Raw genomic sequence first — 19,206 nt, 5'->3', positions numbered from 1 at the left:
CGGCCATGGACACACCCACAGAACGGCCGGTGCGGGCGCGAACCACCGGCGATGACGTCGCGACAGCCCACCCGCAGGACCTGGAGGTCCGGCTGCCCGACCGCCCCGGCGCGCTGGCCGACCTCGGACAGGCGCTGGGTGAGCGCGGGGTGAGCCTGGAGGGCGGGGGCGTCTTCACCCGCGACGGACAGGCCGTCGCGCACTACCTCGTCGACGACGGTCCCGCCGCCCTGGCCGCCGTCGCCGCCGCGGGGCTCGGCCCCGCCCTCGCCCGCGACGTCGTCATGGCCCGCCTGGACCAGGGGACACCGGGGCAACTCGGCGCGCTCGCCCGCCTGCTCGGCGACGCCGAGGTCAACGTCGAGGCCCAGTACAGCGATCACGCCGGCAATCTCGTCCTCCTGGTGGCGGACCGGCACCTCGCCGCGTGCCGCGAGGTCATCAGGGCGTGGCGGCGGCGCTGATCCCCACGCTGTCGCGTGCGGCCACTGGTGGGGGCCTTCGGACTCGGCGCCGGGTGCCGGATGATGGGGGCTGACGGTGGGGGCGGCGGGTGTGAAGGGCGGCGCAATGGCAGACGGTGAATCCACCCGGTCCGGGCCGGACGTTCGGGCGGACGTTCGGGCGGCCGGTGAGCGGCCGGAGAGCGTCGTGGCCGTCACCCGGCCCGAGGACGAGGCCGGTCCCGCGCCCGTGGCGGGTGCCGGGACCGAGGACGGGGCCGAGGCCGGGAGCAAGGCCGGGGACGGAGCCGAGAACGGGAGCAAGGCCGAGGCCGGGGACGGGGGTGCGGGTCCGCGGCGGTCCCTGCGCCGGCGGCTGGGCGGGAGCGTGGTGTTCCTCGTCCTCGCGCTGCTGTTCGTCCTGCCCTGGTGGACGCTGTTCGGCTCCGGCGCCGGCTGGCCGGTCCCGGTCTTCGTGGCCGGCACGGTCGTCTTCGCGTGCGGGCTGGTCGCGTTCCCCTTCCTGATGGTCGCGGGCCACGGGCGCCGGCGGGCCGACCGGGCGGCCCGGGTCGCGGACAGCACCCTCGGTGTGGTCTGGGTGCTGTTCACCTGGTCGGTGCTGGGCGGTCTGGTGCACCTCGTGCTGATGGGGCTCGGCACCGGCGGCGCCGACCGGGCCAGGGTCGTCGCCGTGGCCGTCGCCGCGGTCTCCGCCGTCCTGCTGGCCTGGGGGCATTACGAGGCCATGCGCGTACCCCGGGTGAAGCGGCTGGACGTGCGGGTCCCGCGGCTCGGCGACGGCCTGGACGGGACCCGGGTCGTGGTGCTGGCCGACACCCACTACGGGCCGATCGACCGGGCCGGCTGGTCGGCCCGGGTCGCCGAGGCGGCCAACGCGCTCGACGCCGACGTCGTGGTCCACGCCGGCGACATCGCCGACGGCACCCCCGTCCAGCGCCGGGAGCAGTCCGCGCCGCTCGGCACGATCCGCGCCCGGCTGGCGAAGGTCTACGTCACGGGGAACCACGAGTACTTCGGGGAGGCCCAGGGCTGGCTGGACCGGATGGCGGAACTCGGCTGGGAGCCGCTGCACAACCGCCATGTCGTGGTGGAGCGCGGCGGGGACCACCTGGTGCTCGCGGGCGTGGACGACGTGACCGCGGAGTCATCCGGCCTGGCCGGGCACCGCGCGAACCTGGCCGGCGCGCTGGCCGGAGCGGACCCGGACCGGCCGGTCCTGCTCGTCGCCCACCAGCCCAAGTACGTGGAGCAGGCCGCCGCCGCGGGCATCGACCTGCAGGTGTCGGGACACACCCACGGCGGGCAGATCTGGCCGTTCAACTTCCTGGTCCGGATCGACCAGCCGGTGGTGCACGGCCTGAGCCGGCACGGCGAGCGGACGCAGCTCTACACCAGCCGGGGCAGCGGCTTCTGGGGCCCGCCCTTCCGGGTCTTCGCACCGAGCGAGATCACGTTGCTCACCCTGCGGCCGGCCGGCGACGCCGGCTGACCGGCCGGGCAGGCGGACGAGCCGGGCCGGCCGGCCTCACGGGTCCTGGTCGGGCCAGGTCGCCGCGAGGTCGTCCAGGCTCGGGAAGCGGGGGCCGGGCACCGTCTCCCGGAGGGTGCGGCCGTTCAGCCAGCAGACCTGGAGGGCGTCGCTCTCGGTGTCGAGTACGCAGCACGCGCCGCCGCCGGCGGCGGCCAGGCCGGTGAACACCGTTCTGACGCTCGCGGACCGCTCGAACATCACGCTCATCCGCGACGTGGCCGCGGTGAACTCCAGCGCCGCGTAGCGAGGGTGCGGCGCGGACGCGAACCGGACCGTGAGGTAGATGTACCCGATCCCGGCCCTCCCGAGCCCGTCGGGTCCGGGTCCGGGTCCGGGTCCGGGTCCCGGTGCGCGGCCACCGCCCTCCACGTACGCGCGCACCGCGTCGTCGACGCCGAACATGATCGTGGTGTCGAGGTCCAGCGTGCCGCCCGCCGAGCAGTCGACCGGCTCGCTCGCGAAGTTCGAGGTGAACGGGACGACGAGCGGCACGCCGCCCGGCAGGGTGACCTCAAGTGGCGGCACCCTGCCGGTTCGTGGCGCCAGTTCCGCGAGCGCGGCCAGCGTCCTGGCGACGTTCCGGGCGGGGACGAAGATCTCGTAGCTGTAGTCGAGTCCCATGCGATTCCCCCGTTGCCCCGTTCCCCCGTTCCCCCGGTGCGCCGCACCGCATCCTCCCAGAGCGGGAGCCGCACCGCGCGGGGTCAGCGATGGGCGAAGACGGCTTCCCAGCGCGCCGGCGACTCCTCCTGCTTCGTGTGCCGCGCTCCGGAGAGCGGGACCTCTTTGCTGCTCCCGACCGTGACCATCACCAGGCGGGTGCCGAACTCGTTGCCGCCGGGCGCGATGTCCCAGGCGATGAGGTGGCGGTCGTCGACCCAGGCCAGCAGCTTCTGCCCGCGCAGCAGCGCGGCCCGCTTGCCCGTGACCGGGTCGAGCAGTTCGGTGGCGGTCTTCGACCCCTCGCCGGCGAAGTCCCCCGCCATCAGTTTGCCGTCGGGTGAGAGCCCGGCCGGGGCGAGTTCGGGGTCCTCGTGCTTCTCCTTCGCCGGTGCGGGCACCGTGGTCCCGTCGAGGCTGAGGAAGACGAGGTGGGGCTCGGCCATCCGCAGCTCGGTCAGGAGCGTCCCGTCGTCGTTGAACTGCAAGGCGGCACCGGAACCGACGGGGAGGCCCTGGGGCATCGACGTGTCGGGCGCCAGCGCGTGCCACCGCGCCGCCCCGGACGGCAGGTCGATGACGGAGAAACCGGTACGGGAGTACTCCGGCTGCGGCTGGTACGACGTCCCCTTCGCGTCGGTGACGGACATCCGCTTGGCCCAGAAGAGGCGGTTCGGGTTCTGGTCGTAGGTGGTGACCACCAGCTTGCTGCCGTCCGGCGAGAGGTCCAGGGCGGCCGCGCCCTGCGGCACGGGAATCCAGTGGGTCACCCGGCCCGTGCCGAGGTCGAGGATGCCCACCCGGCGGGCCGGGAGCGCCTGTTCCAGCACGGCCGCGGTACGCAGACCGGGGGCGACGACCACGTCGGACCAGCGCGTGTCCGTCGCGTAGCGGCCGGTGTCCGGGTCGAGCAGGCTGTAGGTGCGGGTCTGGACCACGTCGTGGTCGGGCTGGCGGACGTCGCGGGTGGAGTAGTAGGCGGCCAGTACCTGGTCCCCCGCGGAGATACGGTCGCGGGGCGGGGACTGCGACGGATGGCTCTCGACGCCGGTGACGGCGGGGATGTCCGCCGAACCGTCGTGCCGGGCGTGCCGGTCCGGCCCGTGGCCCGAGTCCAGCATGGTGGGCGTGGCCACCGCGGCGGCGACGGCGACCACGGTCACGACGGTCGCCGCCGTGAGGCCGCGCGTCCTGTGCCGGGCGCGCCGTGCGAGGACCCGACCGGCCAGGTCGGCGGGCGCGGGCCGGACGGACTCCGCTTGCTCGCGGAGCGTGTCGCGGACGAGTTCGTCGAAGGTCACGGTCGTACCTCCAGAGGGGTGCCGGGGGACGCCGGGCGGGCGGCGCCCCGGGGATCGTCGGGCAGGCGGGTGGGAGCGGCGGGCCTGCCCCGACCTGCGGGGCGCCGGGACCGCGCCGGATCGGGTGGTGCGGTGCGGGACACGGCGTCCCCGGCGTCCGCCGCGCTCGCCGGGCCTGCGGTGTCCTTCGCGTCCGTCGCCCGCGCGGCCTCCGTGCCGGTGGACCCTTCGGACTCGTCGGACCCGTCGGACGGCGCGGGAGCGCCGGCCGAGCCGCTGACCGGGCCGCTGTACGGCGCCTGCCCGTGGCCGGGCTCGCGCGGGGCGGCGCTCCGCGGCGGCCGCGGTTCCGCGGACCCGTCGAGGTCACCGAGTTCGGGTGCCAGCGCGCGCAGCCGGGCGAGCGAGCGGTGGGTGGTGGAGCGCACCGTGCCGACCGAGCAGCCGAGCGCGCGGGCGACCTCGGCCTCGGGCAGGTCCTCGAAGTAGCGCAGCACGAGAACGGTGCGCTGACGGGTGGTCAGCCGGGCAAGGGCGCCGCGCATCAGCAGGCGCAGGTCGGCGGCGCCGGTGCCGTCGCCCCCGGCCGCGCCGTCCGGCGGCTCGGCGACGGACACCTCCTTGCGGCGCCCCTTGAGCCGCCACCGGCTGATCTGCTGCCGGTACAGGACCTGCCGGACGTACGCCTCCGGCTCGTCGATCCGGCGCCACCGGTTGGCCACTTTGACCAGCGCGTTCTGCAGCAGGTCCTCGGCCGCGTGCCGGTCGCCCCCGCTGAGCAGCACGGCGGTTCTCAGCAGCGCGGTGGATCGGTTCGCCACGAACTCCTGGAAACTGTCCTGGTCTTCCGCATCCATGGTCACCTTCGCTCTCCGGCGGCCGATTGCCCCCTCCTGCCGCTACTGACGCGCGCGGGTGCCTCCGGCTATGCCTCCCCTGTGCACCCGCCGAACCGCACGCGGTACGCCCGTTATCCTGCGGCCGTGATCGGTTCATCGGCACGGCCCCTGCTCTTCCTGGACGTCGACGGACCGCTCATTCCCTTCGGGGCGACCCGGGAGGAGTACCCGAACGGCTATCCCACATACACCGCGCAGGACAGCGGCTCGCATCCGCTGCTCGCCAGGGTCGATCCCGGACTCGGGCCCCGGCTGTCGGCGCTGCCGTGCGACCTGGTGTGGGCCACCACGTGGGAGGACGAGGCCAACGAGTGCCTCGCGCCGCTCCTGGGTCTGCCGCGACTTCCCGTGGTCGCCTGGCCGGAGCCCTCCGAACGGGGCGAACTCCATGGTCTGCACTGGAAGACCCGCCCCCTGCGGGACTGGGCGGCCGGCCGGCCGTTCGCCTGGCTCGACGACGAGATCACCGAGGCCGACCGCGCCTGGGTGCGGGCGCACCACCCCGCCCCGGCCCTCCTGCACCGGGTCGACCCCCGCCACGGCCTCACCGCCGCCGACCTCGCCACCGTTGACGCGTGGCTGCGCGCGGCGCGTTGACGTCAGGCCCGCGGGGCGCCGGGGGGCGTTCAGGCCGTCACGGCGAGACCGTCGACGAACTCCTTGATGTGGCCCAGCAGTTGTCTGTGGTGGGGTGGGGTGAAGACGTCGAAGTGGCCGCAGTCCAGGTCCCGGACGGTGAGGCGGGTGGCGAGCGAGCGCCAGCGGGCGATCTGCGCCTCGCGGTCGGGGCTCGCGCAGGCGAGCAGGAGTGTGGGGGTGTCGCCGGGCTGTCGGACGCGATGGGCTCGTGCGGCGGTGAGATGGGCAGCGGCGGTGGAGCGCAGCAGCGCCGGCTCGAAGCCCGAGGACAGCCCGCCGGCGGAGTGTTCGATGCTGTCGAGCGGATGGGAGCGAAGCAGCGCGTTGTCCGGTTCCAGTTCGGGGTGGCTGTCGATCATGACCACGGCGGGCGGCGGAGTATCCCCGGCGTTCCCCGCGGCAGCGGCCTGGGCGGCCAGCTCCCAGGCGAGGATGCCGCCCAGCGACCAGCCGGCGAGCAGGGCGGGCGGTCGGGGCAGCGCGTCGAGGAGTTCCCGGTAGGCGGCCGCCATCCGTGGGACGCTCCGCTCCGGGCGCTCGCCGGGCAGCAGGCCCGCGGCGCGGATGCCGTAGACCGTGCCGTGCCGGGCCAGTTGGAGCGTGAGGCCGACGTACTGGCCGAGCCCGCCGCCCGCGGGGTGGATCAGCACGGTGTCCAGTGGACCGCTGCGCCGGCCCAGGGTCATGAGCAGCCCGGGTTCTTCGCTCATCGGCCGGCCCGCTGGGTGACGGCGCCGCACACCAGCGCCACGACCGCCGCGACACCCGCGATCACCGCGGCCGGTACGGCCACTACGGCGCGCACGGTGGTCACCGTCCACAGGCCCACGCCCTCCAGGGCCCAGCCGGTGACCGGGAAGGCCGGCGAGAAGACCACCGCGCCGGCCGGCACGCGCCCCGGCACTCTCTCTCGATCGGCGCCCTCCGCCACCTCCGCCGGTGCGGCGGCTCGCCGGGTGGTCGCGCCGGGCTCCACGTTCATGGCGGGGCCTTTCCTCATCGGGCTCGCATCGAACGCGTCGGGCTGATCGGGGATTCCGCAACGGCGCCTGGCAGCAAGCCTGGTGACCGTGGTCCGCGCCGGGCGCTTCGGCGAGGCGGCCCGGGACACGGGCAGTCTACGGAAGGCGTGGGAACGGAGCTATGCGTCCCAGCCCTTGGGCCGCGCCCTCCGCGACGGCTCCGGCGCACGCGGGCGCGCCGCGGACACCCGGGCGGCGGGTCCTTCGGGCGGACGTTTCCCGGGCCGGATTCGCCAACGTCCGCTGGTCGCGGAGGGGTTCGCCCGGTGCTTCGGGTCCCCTCCCGCGCGGGATGCCGGGATGGCCGATTCTGCACCGTGCCGGGGTGCCAACGCGTCCCCGTGTCAGGCCACTTGAGGACCTGCGCCGGGCGACCGTAGCCGGGCGGAGCGGACCTCCGAGGGTGCGCCACGGGCCACAAGAGCCGTGCAGAACGGTCGAGTTCACGCCCTCCCCGGCCAACTCCCCTGAGGACAGCACGTGCGAAGGGCCCCGCCCACCGCGGCGGGACCCTTCGACCGTAGGACGGTGTGGCGAACGGTCAGCGTGCGCCCGCGAGCGCGGGCGCCGACCAGACGTCGACCACGACCTGCCGGTGGTGCGGGCGCGCCGCCGCCGCGCCGTCGGCGTAGTTCTGGTCGACCTGTGCCGCCTCGGCCGCGTCCGGCGTGGCGTCGGTGCACGAAGTGCCGGGGCCGTGACCGGACATGAGCTCCGAGCAGGGGCCGCTGTAGTCGTCGAGCAGTCCGAGGATGTGGCCGGTCTCGTGCGCCGCGATCCGGGTCACGTCGTAGCCCTCGTCCACCGCTTCCTGGCCCAGCTCCACCTCACCGCTGCCGCCCGGGAAGATCGGCCCCAGCGTGGTCTCGGGCCAGCCGTCCGTCGCCACGTAGACGTAGTCGGCCGAGCCGGGCGAACTCGCCGGCACCAGCCGCACGTTGTGCACCGCGTCGTTCCAGTTCTGCACGCCCTGCGTGATCGCGCTCGCCCACTGCCCCGCCTGGCTGGCGTCGTATGTCAGCGTGACCACCGCCGTGGTCGCCTTCGGCGCGGAGTGCGCCGAGGCGACCCCGCACGTCGTGCCCAACATGGCCGGGATGAGCGCCGCCATGGCGACTGTTCGCTTGATCATGAGACTCGTGCGCCTCCTTGGCATCAGTTGCACCAGAAGTCACCAGAGCATCATGAGCACGACAACCTCCACAAGTACCCGGCACCCGGCAGTTCCCGAACCCCCGCCCGATCCGGGCGGGTCGGCGGCCCACGGCACCGCGCCTCCCCGGCGCCGGGGCAGGCTCCGCGCCCGTGCTAGATTCACCTGCTTTTCTTCAATGACTGGGGGGTTCTTGAAATGCGACGCATCACCGCGTTCGCCGGCACCGCTGCCGTGCTGACGCCGCTCCTCCTGATGAACGCCGGCTCCGCGTCCGCCGCGGCGAGCAGTTCACTGACCGTCAGCACCATCGGCCGGGACGGCAGGTCCGTGTCCAGCCGCCCGCAGGCGGTCAACGTCAAGACCCACGACCTGTACTACCTGACCAGCGGCAAGGCGGCGAAGCTGCCCAAGGGCAGTTACGACGTGATCGTGGACGTCTTCAACACCCGGGACGGCACCGACACGCTCGGCGCCAAGCGGGTGACGGTGTCGGGCGGTTCGAAGACGACCATCGACGCCCGGCAGGGCCACGCCGTGAAGGCCGCGCTGAGCCCGGCCGCGCCCAGCGGCTACGACCAGCTGTTCACCGTCGACCTGTGCACCACGGAAGGCTCCGGCGACGTCGGTGCCTGGGCGGGCACGGGCACCCTGTTCGTGATCCCGTCGTCGCTGTCCACGGTCGAGTTGGCCTACGGCTCGACCTGGACGCCCGAGAGCGGCGACGGCCGCAGTCCCGTCTACGTGGGCGCGGGTGTGCACAAGAAGGGCCTGCCGAGCGGGCTTTCCACCACCTTCCACCAGTCCTCGCTGGCCTCGCTCAAGGTGACCGCCCGCCGCGGCCCGGAGACCGGCCGCTCGAACGTCGAGATCACCCGGAACAGCAGCGACACCTGCCAGGCGTCCTCCGCGCGGGTGGACGCCACCGCCACGCTGCCGTACGGCTTCACCGCGCACCTGACCGGCGGGTCCTGGCAGGTCTCCGAGACCGCCGACGACTTCGTCTACGGCCCGACGCACCAGTACAGCGCCGGCAAGAGCTACGGCATCACGCTCAACCGCGCGGTGTGGGGCCCGAGCGGCGGCCTGCCGTACACGTGGGGCTCCGGACACCGGCTGTACTTCGGGGACATCGGGATGTTCACGGACCCGGTGCTCGGGACCCCCGGCACGGCCACGACGACCTACAAGCTCACCAAGGCCGGCAAGTCCCTGTCCACGAAGTCGCACCAGCCGGTGATCAAGGGCGCCGGCTGGTACACGCTGACCGAGTCGGCCACCCGGCACCCCCTCCACAAGCTCGCGGCCGACGCCTCGTCCAGCAAGGCGACGGTGAGCATGCACTTCTACGCCGACCCCAAGGCGACCGAGCAGGTGCGGGGCTATCTGACCCGGTTCACGCCGGTGGCCCTCGACTCGTCCGACCGGGCCCGGCCGGGCGCCACCACCACCGTCGACCTGGGGATGCTGCGGAACAGGTCGGCCGACCCCGAGGTGCGCCAACTCTCCGATACGGCGAAGAAGGTACGGGTCTGGGCCTCCTTCGACGGCGGCAGGACCTGGCACGCACAGACCGTCAAGCACCCGGGCGGCACATGGACCACGACCGTCCACGACCCCAAGTCCGGTACGGTCTCGCTGCGTTCGACGGTGGACGACAGCCACGGCGATTCGACGACCACCACCGTCGTCAACGCGTACACGGTGAGCTGACGTTCGCCGCGGCGACCGGCCGCGGGCGCGGCGCGCATGCGGTTCGCGCCGGCGGGGCACGGCCGTCCACGCCGTGCCCCGCCCACGTTCTCACCGGTCAGGCGCAGGGCAGGGCGGCCCCGACCGCCGGGGAACCTGTCGCCTGGCCGGGAAGTTCCTGTCACCGTTCGGTGAAACTCCGCCGGAAGGATGGTGCTTGCCCGATACACCCAGCAGCGCAAGCGACTTGAGGTCCCCATGCCGATCAGCCCCCGACGTTCCGCCGTCGCCGCCGCCGTCCTCGCCGCGGCCTGCGCCCTCACGCTCTCCGCGTGCGGGTCGTCCGACGGAACGTCGAACGCCTCGGCGTCGAACTCCGCGAGCCAGCAGGGCGCACCCGACGACGGAACCACCCTCTCGCCTTCCGGCAACGACGGCAGCGGTGCCACCCAGGACCCGGCGGCAGCCACCACGGCACCGGGGACGGCCACCACGGCGCCCGCGGGCGCGCCCGCCGGCAAGTCGTCGGGGACACCCCGGTGCCACACCTCGGACCTGACGCTCTCGTTCGAGACGGGCGGGGACGCGGCGCCCGACACGACCTCGGACGCCCAGCAGACCGCCGGGATATCGGTGCACAACCGCAGCAGCCACGCCTGCCAGGTCGGCGGCTTCCCTGGCCTGGACCTCAACGGCGGCTCCACGCACTGGTCGCTGTCCCGCCAGAGCAAGCACTACAGCGCGATCACGCTCGCCCCCGGCGACAACACCGACTTCCAGATCACCTTCCTCCCCGAGCTCAAGGGCAAGTGGACCCCGAAGTCGGTGACCGTCACGCCCCCCAACGAGACCACCAGCGTGACCCTCGCGTGGCCGTGGGGCCCGGTCCTCCTCCAGGACGGCGCCACGCACCCCGGCACGTACGTCGGCCCGATCGGCTAGGTGTTCTGTCCGGGGGTTGTGGACAGTGGCCATGATCACTGTGTGGGGATCTTGAACAAGTGTGGGCCCGCCGGGTTCGGTGTGGATTGCGACGTCCCACCGGCCCGAAAGACCCACACGCCACACCGTAATGCACCACTGACCGAGACCGGTCGTCTGCTTCTTGCCCGCTGCGTCGTGGAAGGCGGAGCGAACGGCTTCGGTGCGGCTCGGGTGCCTTGGGGTGCCCATCGCGCTACGGAACAGGGGGCTCGCTGGCGATAACCAGGCCGATCGCGAGGCCGCAGCCCAGGGCCAGGAGTGCGATCAGCACGATTCCGGTCCAGCCGGCGATGAGGGCGATCTTCCAGCGGCGGATCACGGGACATCCCCCGCATTCACATCGGTGTCGCTCCTCGCGCGGTCGTTCGGGTCATAGGCGGTGCGCAGGGCTTGGAGATGGGAGAGGGATTGGGTGGGGGTGAGGGCGAGGTCGCGGAGGGCGTCGTAGGTGTGGCGGAGTTGCTGGATGTCGTCTGGGTCATCGATGAAGTGGCCGCTGGTGGTGCTGTGGGCGTAGGCGAGGGTGCGGCCGTCGCGATAGGTGAGGACCTGGAGCGGGCCGTGCAGGAGGTGGGGACCGGTGTGCAGGGGCAGGATCTGTACGGCGATGGCGGGGTGGTGGGCGGCGTCGATCAGGTGGTCGAGCTGGTCGAGCCAGGTGGCGGGGCTGCGGGCGGCGCGGTGGAGGACGACCTCATCGAGGATGGCGCGGTAGTGGGTGGGGGGTGTGTGGTGGTTGGTCAGGCGGGTTTGCCGTCGTCGGAGTGCTTCGATCTGCGCGGTCAGGGCATTGGGCGGTCGGGGGCCGGTGGTGGTGAGCCGCTCCTCGGCGTAGGCGGGGGTCTGGAGGAGGTCGGGCACGGTGCTGAGGGCGTATTCCTGGATGCCGGCCGCAGTGGTTTCCAGTGCGGCGATGCCGCCGGCTGTGAGTTGACTGCCTTCGCGTTTGGCCAGATGCCATAGCTGGACCAGGAGGCCGTCGGTGGCGTAAATGCGGTCCAGGGCGGTGGCGACCTCCAGGGTGCCGAGTCGGCCTCCAGTCTCCAACCGGTGCAGGTACGACTGCTCGTAGTGGCATCGGTCGGACAGTTCGACGAGGGTGAGTCCGGCCTTCCTGCGCAGTTCGGCGAGGTGGTGGGCGTACAGGGCGCGAGCGGTCACCTCGCCGCTGAGGAACGTCTGCATCGGCGCCGTGGGCTCGCTCGGCTTGGTCGCGGGCGCCTTCACTGGCGGACGCCTGCGGTGTGGGGGTGGTAAGTGGTCCACTCCGTGCGGGCCTCGATCAGGGCGGGGACGACGTCGTCTTCGAGGCGGGCGGCCAGCGCGCGCAGTCCGCCCGCGAGCTGGGTCAGGTCCGTGGGGCCGAGGTCGGTGAGCCAGTGCTCGCCGGCCAGGAGAAGGTTGACCACCGGAGTGGTGAGTTCGGGGGCCGTCGCGTACGGGGTGCAGTCGATACTGCCGTGCAGAACCTCCACCGGCGTCGGGCGCCCGGTGGGGTTGGCCGGCGAGTACGCGCGCAGGACCTGCCCGGGGAGCTTGAGGGAGTGGTTGATGTCGGCCAGGCGTACGGCCAACTCCTCTGGGGGCACCTCCTGTTCGCTGGGGTCGACTTCAGCCCAAGAGGGGAGGTGGCCGGTGGCCGTCTCACCGGTGGTCGTGGTGATCACCCACCGCCGTGCCTTCTGCAAGTGTGTGGAGGCGGGTAAGGCGGAGGGCTCGGGGACCGCTTTCATGGTGTGGGGTTCCTGTTCGTGACGGGTCGGTGGAATCGGCGGTGCATCCGGGCTGCCGACGAACCTGGCGCCCGACGGCAACCGCGGCACCAGGCCGAGTCGCTGCACATCGGCCCGGCAGGCATACACCGGTAATTCCGTGCCGTCCGGCAGCGTGTCCGTGCGGATCTGCTGCGCGTCACGGTCCGACACGCTGTGCCGGCCAGGCGTACACCACGCGCTCACCGCCGGGCACCGTATTGCCCGCGAACAGCGGACATCAGCACGGCCGCGACATGGAGAGCCAGTTCGACGGGCAACGAAGGCACGTGGACGTACCCGCGGTCACCGAGATCGCTGCGCGGGACAACGCCACGCACAAGATCAGGCTGCGCGCCGAGGCTCCGAAGTGCGTCCCTGACCTGCAGGCATGCTGCCTGTGCATCTGTCAGGTCCCAGGCGGGTGGCGCCGGGTGACTGGATGCGGATCTGTCCATTGCCACTCCTCCAGGTTTGTCCTGCGCTGCTCGACAGCAAATGCACGGTAGGGCGCGGTACAACGAGAAGGGGCACACAGTGTGTGTGCCTTGTTCCGGAGGGTCTGCATGGAGACTGCTCGCATCGGCCGACGCATCGCCTACTGGCGGGAGCGCAGGGCTTTCACCCAGGACGACTTCGGGCGGCTCATGGGCCAGACGAGGCGGTGGGTGCAGTCGCTGGAGGGGGGACAGCGGCAACAGGACCCGCGCCTGTCGGTGCTGGTGCGCGCGGCCGAGGTACTGCGCATCCCCCTGGAGACCCTGTTGACCGACGGGCCCGCGGCATCGCCGCCTGCCACCTCGCCTCCCACCGAGGCGCTCACCGTGATCGATGTGCTGTACCGCGGTACCGCCGATGCTGAGCCGCCACCGATCGGAGAGCTGCGGCGCCGGTTGACGTATTGCTGCGAGGCATTCCAAGCGTGCCATTACACGTCGCTCGGCCGGGATCTACCCGGGCTGGTGGTCGCCGCGCAGCAGGCCGCTACGAGCACGAGCGGTGCAGAGATGCACGTGTTGAACTCCCGTGTGCTCCAACTGGCCGCGTCATTCCTCCACAAGTACGGACCGGCGACCGCCGTGCAGGCTGCGGTCGTTGCTGACCGGTCGCTCGCTGCAGCGCAGTGCTCCGGGGACCCGGTCGCAATCGGCGCTGCCTCGCGGCGGGTCACCAAATCCCTCGCGTACCAGGGGCGTCCCGCCGCAGCTGTTGCTTTCGCGGTGGACGCGGCACGCACGCTGCACGACGAGCTGGTGGCTGCGGGGCCGGCGGGTCTTTCCACGTTGGGGATGTTGCATCTGAACGCCGCCATTGCCGCGGCTGCGGAAGAGCGATCCACGGATGCGGTGCGTGCTGCGACGGGACACGTGGACGAAGCTGCCGAGGTTGCGGACCGGCAGGGCGCAGACCTCAACGAGGACTGGACCGCGTTCGGCCCGACGAACGTGCTGATGCATCGGATCGACGTCCTCGCCCGGTTCGAGGACGGGTGGTCGGCAATCGAGGTCGCCGAAGACCTGGACGCGAGGGCGCTCGCCGACATCGCACGTGAACGGCGCGCCCAGCACCTCATCACGATGGCACACGCTCAGCTCCTGACACGCCACAAGGAACCTGCCGCGCAAGCGCTGTTGGAGGCCGAGCGTCTGGCGCCGGAGGAGGTCCGGGGGCGTCGGTCGACACGGGCGCTGGTTGAAGATCTGGTGGGTGCGAGCCCCGTGCCGTCCGGGGAGTTGCGGGGGCTCGCGGCTCGGTGTGGAATCCGGGCATGACCCGTGTGCTCTACCTGATCGCGTGTGCCGCCGGCCCCGCCCAGTACGTGGACGAGGGGGTCCGGGTGGCGCGGGGCGCGGGGTGGGATGTGTGCCTGGTGCTGACTCCGTCGGCCGCGCGGTGGTGGGAGCCGCGGATGGCGGAGCTGGTCGAGCTGACCGGGCATCCGGTGCGCAGCCGGTACAAGCTGCCGTGGGAGCGGGACGCTCTGCCGAAAGCAGACAGCATGCTGGTGGCACCGATCTCGTGCACGACGCTGAACAAGTGGGGGCAGGGCATCAGCGACACCCTGGCGATCGGCCTTCCGTCGGAAGGCGTTCACATGGGCGTACCGGTGTTCGCGATGCCGTACTTCAACCAGGCGCAGGGCGCGCAGCCGGCGGTGGCGGAGAGCATCGCCCGTCTCCGCGGGCAGGGTGTGGTGTACCTGGACGGCTCGGAAGGGTACGAGTCGCACCCGCCGAAGCAGGGAAACCCGAAGGCGTTCCCGTGGGAGCGAGCGGTAGCGGCGCTCGGATGACGTCGCCGGGCGGCCGCGGTCCTGGTCGCGACCGCCCGCTCACCGGGGCCCGGCCAGGCCGTACCGGGCCGGCCCGGCCGGGGGGCTTCCGGCGGGCGCGGACCGGTGGGCGGCGGATCGGTCGGTCAGGGCGCGGCGGTTCTGCGGGCCAGCAGCACCGCTCCCGCCACCGGTTCCCCGGCGAACACCGTCAGGGGCAGGCCGTGCCGGGCCAGCAGTCCCGAGGCCACCCGCGTCGCGAGTGACGGCCGGCCCGCGATCACGCTGCCGCCCGCCACCACGCGCCGCGCGTCGGCGCCCCGCGCGAGCAGGTCGCCCACCAGGGAGACGAGATCGGCCGCGCCCTGGCGGAGGGCCGCGAGCGCCGCCGGGGACCCGGCCTCGGCGGCGTCGAAGACCGTGGGTGCCCAACCGGCCCAGTGCCGCCCGGGAGTTCGCTGCATCAGCCCGACCACCTCGCGCAGCGAGCGGGCGCCGGACGCGGCGAGCAGCGCGGGCAGCAGCGGGTCCCCGCCCGTCGAGCCGGTACGGTTCTCCGTCTCGGACAGCGCCCGCACGGCGCAGCGCACGGTGCCCCAGGCCGAGCCGGGGTCACCGATCAACCACCCCCAGCCGCCCGCGTACAGCGAGTGTCCGCCGGCCGCGTGCCGGGCCACCGCGATCGACCCGGTGCCGACGACGAGGGCCGCGCACGGCCCGCCGTCGGGAACGGCCTCCGCGAGCAGGAACGCGTCGTTCACCACCCTTACCGGCACGCCGAGTTCGGCCTCGGTGGCGGCCCGCAGCTCGGCGCACTCCGCGTCCGAGTCGCAGCCGTGCGCCCCGATGCCCACGGCGGCCGGGGGCAGGCCCGTCACCTCCCTGATCCGCGCCGCGATCAGCAGCGCCTTGCCGCGCGCGTCCTCGTTGGTCCAGTCGCCCGCGGGGTGCGTGACGTCCTTGACGGTGCCGCCGTCCGTTGCCGCGAAGCGCAGCCGGGTCTTCGACCCGCCCGCGTCCACGCCGACGATGTACTTGGTTTCCACGTGTGCCCGGAGCTTTCCGTAACGTCCGTTGTCCGCCGACCCTGTTCGCCGCCGCGCCCGTCAACGGCCGCGCCGCGCCGCCTCGTAGAAGTCGAGGCAGGTGGCGAGGGTGGCGCGGGCGGTGCGCACCGTGGACTGGGGCGGCACGCCGTCGCGGACCGCCGCGAGGAGCACCTCCAGGGTGTCGAAGGTGTCCGCGGGCAGCTTGGCGAACGTCCACTCGCCGCCCTGCTCGGCGAAGCCGAAGGTGCCCGTCGCCGTGTCGTGGAAGACGGCGCCCCGCGATCCGACGAGGTGCGCGCGCGTGCTGGACGCGCCGGCCGGCGCGATCCAGGTGTCCTCCACGGTCACCACCGCGCCGCTGTCCAGGGTGAACACGGCGTGCCCGTAGTCCTCCACGGGGAGGTCCGGGTGCGCGATGTTCGCGACGGTCCCGCGGACCTCGGCGACGGGTGAGCCGAACAGCGCCTGCATACGGTCCAGTTGGTAGACGGCGTGGTCGATCCATCCGCCGCCCGCGGTCCTCGCGGGGTCGGCCCACCAGCCGGGGCCGGCGGTGGAGCCGGGCCACGCGGTGGGCAGGCCGCTGTCCATGGCGAAGGTGCCGGCACGCAGTTCCCCGAGCCGCCCCGATCCGACGAGTTCGGACAGCCGCCTGGCCAGCGGCGAGGTGTGGCGCGACTCGCTCGGCACGAACACGACGCCCGCCGCCTCGACCGCCTCGACCACCCGGTCCGCCTCCGGCAGCGTCATGGCCAGCGGCTTCACCGAGACGATGTGCTTGCCCGCGCGGGCCGCCGCCACGCACAGCTCGGGGCTCTGGTCGACGCTGGTGAAGCAGGCGATCGCGTCCACGTCGGGGTCGTCGAGGACGAAGGCCGGGTCGGTCGACGTGCGGGCGCAGCCGGTGAGTTCGGCCACATGGGCCACGCGGGCCGGGTCACGGTCCACGAGGGCGTGCAGGGAGACGGTCGGTTCTGCGGCGACCTTGCGGGCGAAGGGGATGCCCGCGTACCAGTGGTCGAAGCCGATGATGCCGATGCGGATGGGCGTGGTCATGCTGCTGGTTCCCCTGGTTCGGTAGGGAGTTGGGGGGGCGGAGCGTCGTACGGACGTCAACGGGCGTCGCGGTCAGGACGGATCGGGCACACGCCATAGCGGGCGTCCCCGTCTGGACGGGTCGGTCACACGCCGCAGCGCACGTCCCCGTCAGGACGGACACCGCGGACGTGCTGCCGTCAGAACGTCGTCGTCAGGTCCACGAAGCGCTGCTCGCGGGCGGACACCTCGACGCCGATCATGATCTCCAGCGCGTGCCGGGCGTGCTCCGCGGTCAGGACGGGGGTGGCGCCGTCGAGCACCACGTCGGCGAGGTGGCCGACCAGCAGCGCCCTGCCGTACGTGGCGCGGCGGTCGTTGCGGGCGAGCGGCGCCGTCGGCTCCACCCAGCCGTCCACGCCGTCCGCGATGTCGGTCCGGTAGAACTCCAGGTCGGGGCCGTCCGGGCGGAGGATGTTGAGCACTCCCCGGCGGCCGAAGATCTCCACCTTGGGGCTCTTTGCGGCGTGGACGTTGAAGGTGCCGTCGACCACGGCGTACGTGGATTCGCCGAAGTCCAGCATGAACAGGCAGTTGTCCGGCGCGGTCACCGGCATCTCCAGGCCGCGGAACGGGCCGCCGCGCACGGTGCGGACCGGCTCGGTGATCCCGGCGAACGCGACGACCCGCCGGGCCGGGCCGAGGATGCCGGTGATCTCGTGGATGCCGTACACGCCCATGTCGAGCAGCGGGCCCGAACCCGCCCGGTAGAACCAGCTGGGGTCGGACGGCCACCCGTCCGGCCCGCCGCCGGGGCCGGCGTGCGAGCTGCGCACCCGGGCGAAGGCGACCTTGCCCAGGGCGCCCTCGCCGACCAGCCGGGCCGCGCGCTCGTACGGCTCGTAGAGCAGGTCGGGCGGTGCGCACACGATGACGCGGTCGCGCGCGCGGGCCAGCTCGATCAGCTCGTCGGCCTCCGCGAGGGTCGCGGCGAGCGGCTTCTCGCTCGCCAGGTGCTTCCCGCTCTCCAGGATGCGGCGGGAGGTCTCGGCGTGCACCGGGATCGGGGTGAGGTTCACGACCGCGTCGAGTTCGGCACCGTCGAGCATCGCGTCGAGCGAGTCGTAGGCGGCCGGGATCGCGAACCGGTCGGCGACCGCGCGGGCCTGGTCGTGGGCGGTGTCGGCGATCGCCGTGACCTCGACGCGCCCCGCGTAGTGGTGGAGGTTCGGCAGTACTCCGTACGGCGCGGTGGCTATGCCGCCGCTGCCGAGGACACCGACGCGCAGGACGTCCGTCATCTCACCCTCATCTCCGTTACTGACAACTTTGTTTTCGGATACTAGGCATGCCATCCCCGCTCGCACCAGGGGGTGGTGTCGATTGCCCCAATTTCCCTCAATGCACGATTGGTCACCCAAGGATCGGCGCCTCCCATAACGAAACGATCACAGGCCGCGCGACCCCTTTCTATAAAGAAGGTTTCTGATACGTTCCTGGCAACCACACCGCAGGGCGAGAGAGAGCACTCATGGCCGTCAGAGGAACCCCGTCCTGGCTCGGGGACCAGAACGCCGCGACGGCCATGCGCCTGCTGCTCGACCACGGCCCCCTCAGCCGGAACGGCATCGGGGAGCGCAGTGGACTGTCCAAGCCGACCGCGGCCCAGATGATCGCCCGGCTGGAGGAGAAGGGCCTCATCGAGGTCGTCGGCGAGGAGTCGATCGGCCGGGGCCCGAGCGCCGCGCTCTACGGCGTGCAGAACGACCTCGCCTACGGTGTCGCGGTCAACGTCGACCAGGACGGCGTGCGTTCGACGCTCGTCGACCTGAAGGGCTCGGACCATCCGGTCGCCAGCGAGGCCGCCGCCGGCATGTCCGCCGACCGCAGCGCGGCCCGCGACGTGGCGGGCGCGGTGCTCAGCGCCTGCGAGTCGGCCGGCGTCGACCTCGCCGCCATCCGGCACGTCTGCGTCGGCGTACCCAGCAGCGTCGATCCCCGCTCGGACGAACTCAGCTCCGTGCAGGCGCTGCCGGGGTGGTCGCGCAAGAGCATCCGGCACCAGCTGGAGGCGGCGCTCGGCTGCGAGGTGCAGGTCGACAACGACGTGAACCTCGCGGCGGTGGCCGAACGCCGGGCCGCCGCCTTCGAACCGGACGCCACCGTCGCGCTGTTGTGGGTCGGCTACGGCATCGGCCTCGCGGTCGACGTCGCGGGCCGGGTCCTGCACGGCGCGTCCGGCGGCGCCGGCGAGATCGGCAACCTGCCGGTGCCGCGCGGCGTGCTCGACCCGGACACCGACGCGGTGGACCTCGAAACCCTGCTCGGGGCCGCCGGACTGGACCGGGTCGGCCGCGAGACCGGCTGCTCGGACCACGTCTTCGAGCAGGTGCTCGGCGGCGCGCCGCTGCCGGGACCGGTGCTGGAGGTGTACGCGCCCCGGCTGGCGCTGGGCGTCATCCCGGTGCTCGGGGTGCTCGATCCCGAACTCGTCGTGCTCGGCGGCCCGGTGGGGCGGTCGGGCGGCGCGCGACTGGCCGAACTGACCCGTACGGCCATCCGCAACCACACCCGCTGGGACCCGGCGGTACAGGTGACCCAGGTCGAGGACGACGCCGTGCTCGGCGGCGCGCGGGCCGTACTCGGCGAGCGGTTGCGCGAGGCGCTCATCGCCCGCGCGGGCGGCGCCGCCTCCGAGCAGGACAGGTCGCGGATCATCGCGGCCAAGCTCCGCGACATCAGCTGACCGCC

General features: G+C 72.9%; 19 protein-coding genes and 1 pseudogene. 8 read left to right on the top strand and 12 right to left on the bottom strand.

The features are described 5' to 3' along the window. The first annotated feature begins 5 nt into the window (after positions 1–5). Together ACIPAE_RS10670 and ACIPAE_RS10665 are read left to right on the top strand one after the other, a co-directional pair. A complete protein-coding gene (locus ACIPAE_RS10670; RefSeq protein ID WP_366414495.1) occupies positions 6–464 on the top strand; it encodes an ACT domain-containing protein in 459 nt (152 codons plus the stop codon). A 343-nt stretch (positions 465–807) separates the two neighbouring features. Then, positions 808–1,956 (top strand): metallophosphoesterase, encoded by a 1,149-nt coding sequence (locus ACIPAE_RS10665; protein ID WP_329374160.1) that lies wholly within the window; start codon positions 808–810, stop codon positions 1,954–1,956. A gap of 36 nt (positions 1,957–1,992) precedes the next feature. On the opposite strand, the gene ACIPAE_RS10660 is transcribed toward ACIPAE_RS10665, so the two are convergent. From ACIPAE_RS10660 to ACIPAE_RS10650, 3 genes and pseudogenes are all read right to left on the bottom strand, one after another. Continuing rightward, positions 1,993–2,619 carry a hypothetical protein gene (locus ACIPAE_RS10660; RefSeq protein WP_402444294.1) on the bottom strand — a complete coding sequence of 209 codons (627 nt, stop codon included), beginning with the start codon at positions 2,617–2,619 and terminating at the stop codon, positions 1,993–1,995. Positions 2,620–2,702: 83 nt separating this feature from the next. Beyond that, complete coding sequence (locus ACIPAE_RS10655; protein ID WP_402444292.1) at positions 2,703–3,959, bottom strand: hypothetical protein; 1,257 nt, start codon at positions 3,957–3,959, stop codon at positions 2,703–2,705. Between the two features lie 314 nt (positions 3,960–4,273). Further along, positions 4,274–4,816, bottom strand: a pseudogene (locus tag ACIPAE_RS10650) (SigE family RNA polymerase sigma factor); the annotation flags it as partial. A gap of 126 nt (positions 4,817–4,942) precedes the next feature. Between ACIPAE_RS10650 and ACIPAE_RS10645 the strand changes: the two are divergent. After that, positions 4,943–5,455: an HAD domain-containing protein gene (locus ACIPAE_RS10645; protein WP_402444291.1), complete on the top strand. Its 513-nt coding sequence runs from the start codon at positions 4,943–4,945 to the stop codon at positions 5,453–5,455. A 29-nt stretch (positions 5,456–5,484) separates the two neighbouring features. On the opposite strand, the gene ACIPAE_RS10640 is transcribed toward ACIPAE_RS10645, so the two are convergent. The 3 genes from ACIPAE_RS10640 to ACIPAE_RS10630 form a co-directional block, all read right to left on the bottom strand. Continuing rightward, entirely contained in the window at positions 5,485–6,207 is a 723-nt protein-coding gene (locus tag ACIPAE_RS10640; protein ID WP_402444289.1) for an alpha/beta fold hydrolase, read from the bottom strand. Beyond that, positions 6,204–6,479 carry a hypothetical protein gene (locus ACIPAE_RS10635; RefSeq protein ID WP_402444287.1) on the bottom strand — a complete coding sequence of 92 codons (276 nt, stop codon included), beginning with the start codon at positions 6,477–6,479 and terminating at the stop codon, positions 6,204–6,206. The genes ACIPAE_RS10640 and ACIPAE_RS10635 overlap by 4 nt, the downstream gene beginning before the upstream one ends. Positions 6,480–7,060: 581 nt before the next feature. Further along, entirely contained in the window at positions 7,061–7,651 is a 591-nt protein-coding gene (locus ACIPAE_RS10630; protein WP_402444285.1) for a snapalysin family zinc-dependent metalloprotease, read from the bottom strand. Between the two features lie 219 nt (positions 7,652–7,870). Between ACIPAE_RS10630 and ACIPAE_RS10625 the strand changes: the two genes are divergently transcribed. Both ACIPAE_RS10625 and ACIPAE_RS10620 read left to right on the top strand, forming a co-directional pair. Beyond that, complete coding sequence (locus tag ACIPAE_RS10625) at positions 7,871–9,385, top strand: hypothetical protein (protein ID WP_402444283.1); 1,515 nt, start codon at positions 7,871–7,873, stop codon at positions 9,383–9,385. Positions 9,386–9,574: 189 nt separating this feature from the next. Then, on the top strand, positions 9,575–10,306 hold the full coding sequence (locus tag ACIPAE_RS10620) for a DUF4232 domain-containing protein (RefSeq protein WP_402444281.1): 732 nt from the start codon (positions 9,575–9,577) through the stop codon (positions 10,304–10,306). Between the two features lie 235 nt (positions 10,307–10,541). Here ACIPAE_RS10620 and ACIPAE_RS10615 read toward each other — a convergent pair whose 3' ends face one another. From ACIPAE_RS10615 to ACIPAE_RS10605, 3 genes are read right to left on the bottom strand one after another with little or no spacing between them, the layout of a single operon-like run. Continuing rightward, positions 10,542–10,667, bottom strand: a complete 126-nt coding sequence (locus ACIPAE_RS10615; RefSeq protein ID WP_328474902.1) for a hypothetical protein — start codon at positions 10,665–10,667, stop codon at positions 10,542–10,544. Further along, positions 10,664–11,575 (bottom strand): helix-turn-helix transcriptional regulator, encoded by a 912-nt coding sequence (locus tag ACIPAE_RS10610; RefSeq protein ID WP_328466145.1) that lies wholly within the window; start codon positions 11,573–11,575, stop codon positions 10,664–10,666. The genes ACIPAE_RS10615 and ACIPAE_RS10610 overlap by 4 nt, the downstream gene beginning before the upstream one ends. Further along, positions 11,572–12,015: a DUF6907 domain-containing protein gene (locus tag ACIPAE_RS10605; protein ID WP_328466147.1), complete on the bottom strand. Its 444-nt coding sequence runs from the start codon at positions 12,013–12,015 to the stop codon at positions 11,572–11,574. The genes ACIPAE_RS10610 and ACIPAE_RS10605 overlap by 4 nt, the downstream gene beginning before the upstream one ends. A gap of 650 nt (positions 12,016–12,665) precedes the next feature. Between ACIPAE_RS10605 and ACIPAE_RS10600 the strand changes: the two genes are divergently transcribed. Together ACIPAE_RS10600 and ACIPAE_RS10595 are read left to right on the top strand one after the other, a co-directional pair. Continuing rightward, positions 12,666–13,871 carry a helix-turn-helix domain-containing protein gene (locus tag ACIPAE_RS10600; RefSeq protein WP_402444278.1) on the top strand — a complete coding sequence of 402 codons (1,206 nt, stop codon included), beginning with the start codon at positions 12,666–12,668 and terminating at the stop codon, positions 13,869–13,871. Further along, on the top strand, positions 13,868–14,392 hold the full coding sequence (locus tag ACIPAE_RS10595) for a flavoprotein (protein WP_329367418.1): 525 nt from the start codon (positions 13,868–13,870) through the stop codon (positions 14,390–14,392). Before ACIPAE_RS10600 ends, ACIPAE_RS10595 begins: the two co-directional genes overlap by 4 nt. A 125-nt stretch (positions 14,393–14,517) precedes the next feature. Here ACIPAE_RS10595 and ACIPAE_RS10590 read toward each other — a convergent pair whose 3' ends face one another. The 3 genes from ACIPAE_RS10590 to ACIPAE_RS10580 form a co-directional block, all read right to left on the bottom strand. After that, on the bottom strand, positions 14,518–15,417 hold the full coding sequence (locus tag ACIPAE_RS10590) for an ATPase (protein ID WP_329367416.1): 900 nt from the start codon (positions 15,415–15,417) through the stop codon (positions 14,518–14,520). Between the two features lie 60 nt (positions 15,418–15,477). Next, complete coding sequence (locus ACIPAE_RS10585) at positions 15,478–16,476, bottom strand: Gfo/Idh/MocA family protein (protein ID WP_402444276.1); 999 nt, start codon at positions 16,474–16,476, stop codon at positions 15,478–15,480. Positions 16,477–16,655: 179 nt separating this feature from the next. After that, the gene (locus ACIPAE_RS10580; protein ID WP_329367412.1) at positions 16,656–17,756 is read right to left on the bottom strand and encodes a Gfo/Idh/MocA family oxidoreductase; all 1,101 of its coding nucleotides are present in this window, start codon (positions 17,754–17,756) and stop codon (positions 16,656–16,658) included. Between the two features lie 230 nt (positions 17,757–17,986). Between ACIPAE_RS10580 and ACIPAE_RS10575 the strand changes: the two genes are divergently transcribed. Beyond that, positions 17,987–19,201, top strand: coding sequence for an ROK family transcriptional regulator (locus ACIPAE_RS10575; RefSeq protein ID WP_329367410.1), 1,215 nt, complete (start codon positions 17,987–17,989; stop codon positions 19,199–19,201). Positions 19,202–19,206: the final 5 nt, after the last annotated feature.

The organism is Streptomyces sp. NPDC087270, assembly GCF_044744625.1.
Taxonomy (GTDB): domain Bacteria; phylum Actinomycetota; class Actinomycetes; order Streptomycetales; family Streptomycetaceae; genus Actinacidiphila.
This window is presented reverse-complemented; position numbering and strand designations above follow the sequence as displayed.

Coding starts and splice junctions, on each gene's coding strand:
- ACIPAE_RS10575 (WP_329367410.1), top strand. CDS start 17,987: ATGGCCGTCAGAGGAACCCCGTCCTGGCTCGGGGACCAGAACGCCGCG.
- ACIPAE_RS10630 (WP_402444285.1), bottom strand. CDS start 7,651: ATGATCAAGCGAACAGTCGCCATGGCGGCGCTCATCCCGGCCATGTTG.
- ACIPAE_RS10660 (WP_402444294.1), bottom strand. CDS start 2,619: ATGGGACTCGACTACAGCTACGAGATCTTCGTCCCCGCCCGGAACGTC.
- ACIPAE_RS10580 (WP_329367412.1), bottom strand. CDS start 17,756: ATGACGGACGTCCTGCGCGTCGGTGTCCTCGGCAGCGGCGGCATAGCC.
- ACIPAE_RS10635 (WP_402444287.1), bottom strand. CDS start 6,479: ATGAACGTGGAGCCCGGCGCGACCACCCGGCGAGCCGCCGCACCGGCG.
- ACIPAE_RS10640 (WP_402444289.1), bottom strand. CDS start 6,207: ATGAGCGAAGAACCCGGGCTGCTCATGACCCTGGGCCGGCGCAGCGGT.
- ACIPAE_RS10595 (WP_329367418.1), top strand. CDS start 13,868: ATGACCCGTGTGCTCTACCTGATCGCGTGTGCCGCCGGCCCCGCCCAG.
- ACIPAE_RS10600 (WP_402444278.1), top strand. CDS start 12,666: ATGGAGACTGCTCGCATCGGCCGACGCATCGCCTACTGGCGGGAGCGC.
- ACIPAE_RS10620 (WP_402444281.1), top strand. CDS start 9,575: ATGGTGCTTGCCCGATACACCCAGCAGCGCAAGCGACTTGAGGTCCCC.
- ACIPAE_RS10585 (WP_402444276.1), bottom strand. CDS start 16,476: ATGACCACGCCCATCCGCATCGGCATCATCGGCTTCGACCACTGGTAC.
- ACIPAE_RS10670 (WP_366414495.1), top strand. CDS start 6: ATGGACACACCCACAGAACGGCCGGTGCGGGCGCGAACCACCGGCGAT.
- ACIPAE_RS10625 (WP_402444283.1), top strand. CDS start 7,871: ATGCGACGCATCACCGCGTTCGCCGGCACCGCTGCCGTGCTGACGCCG.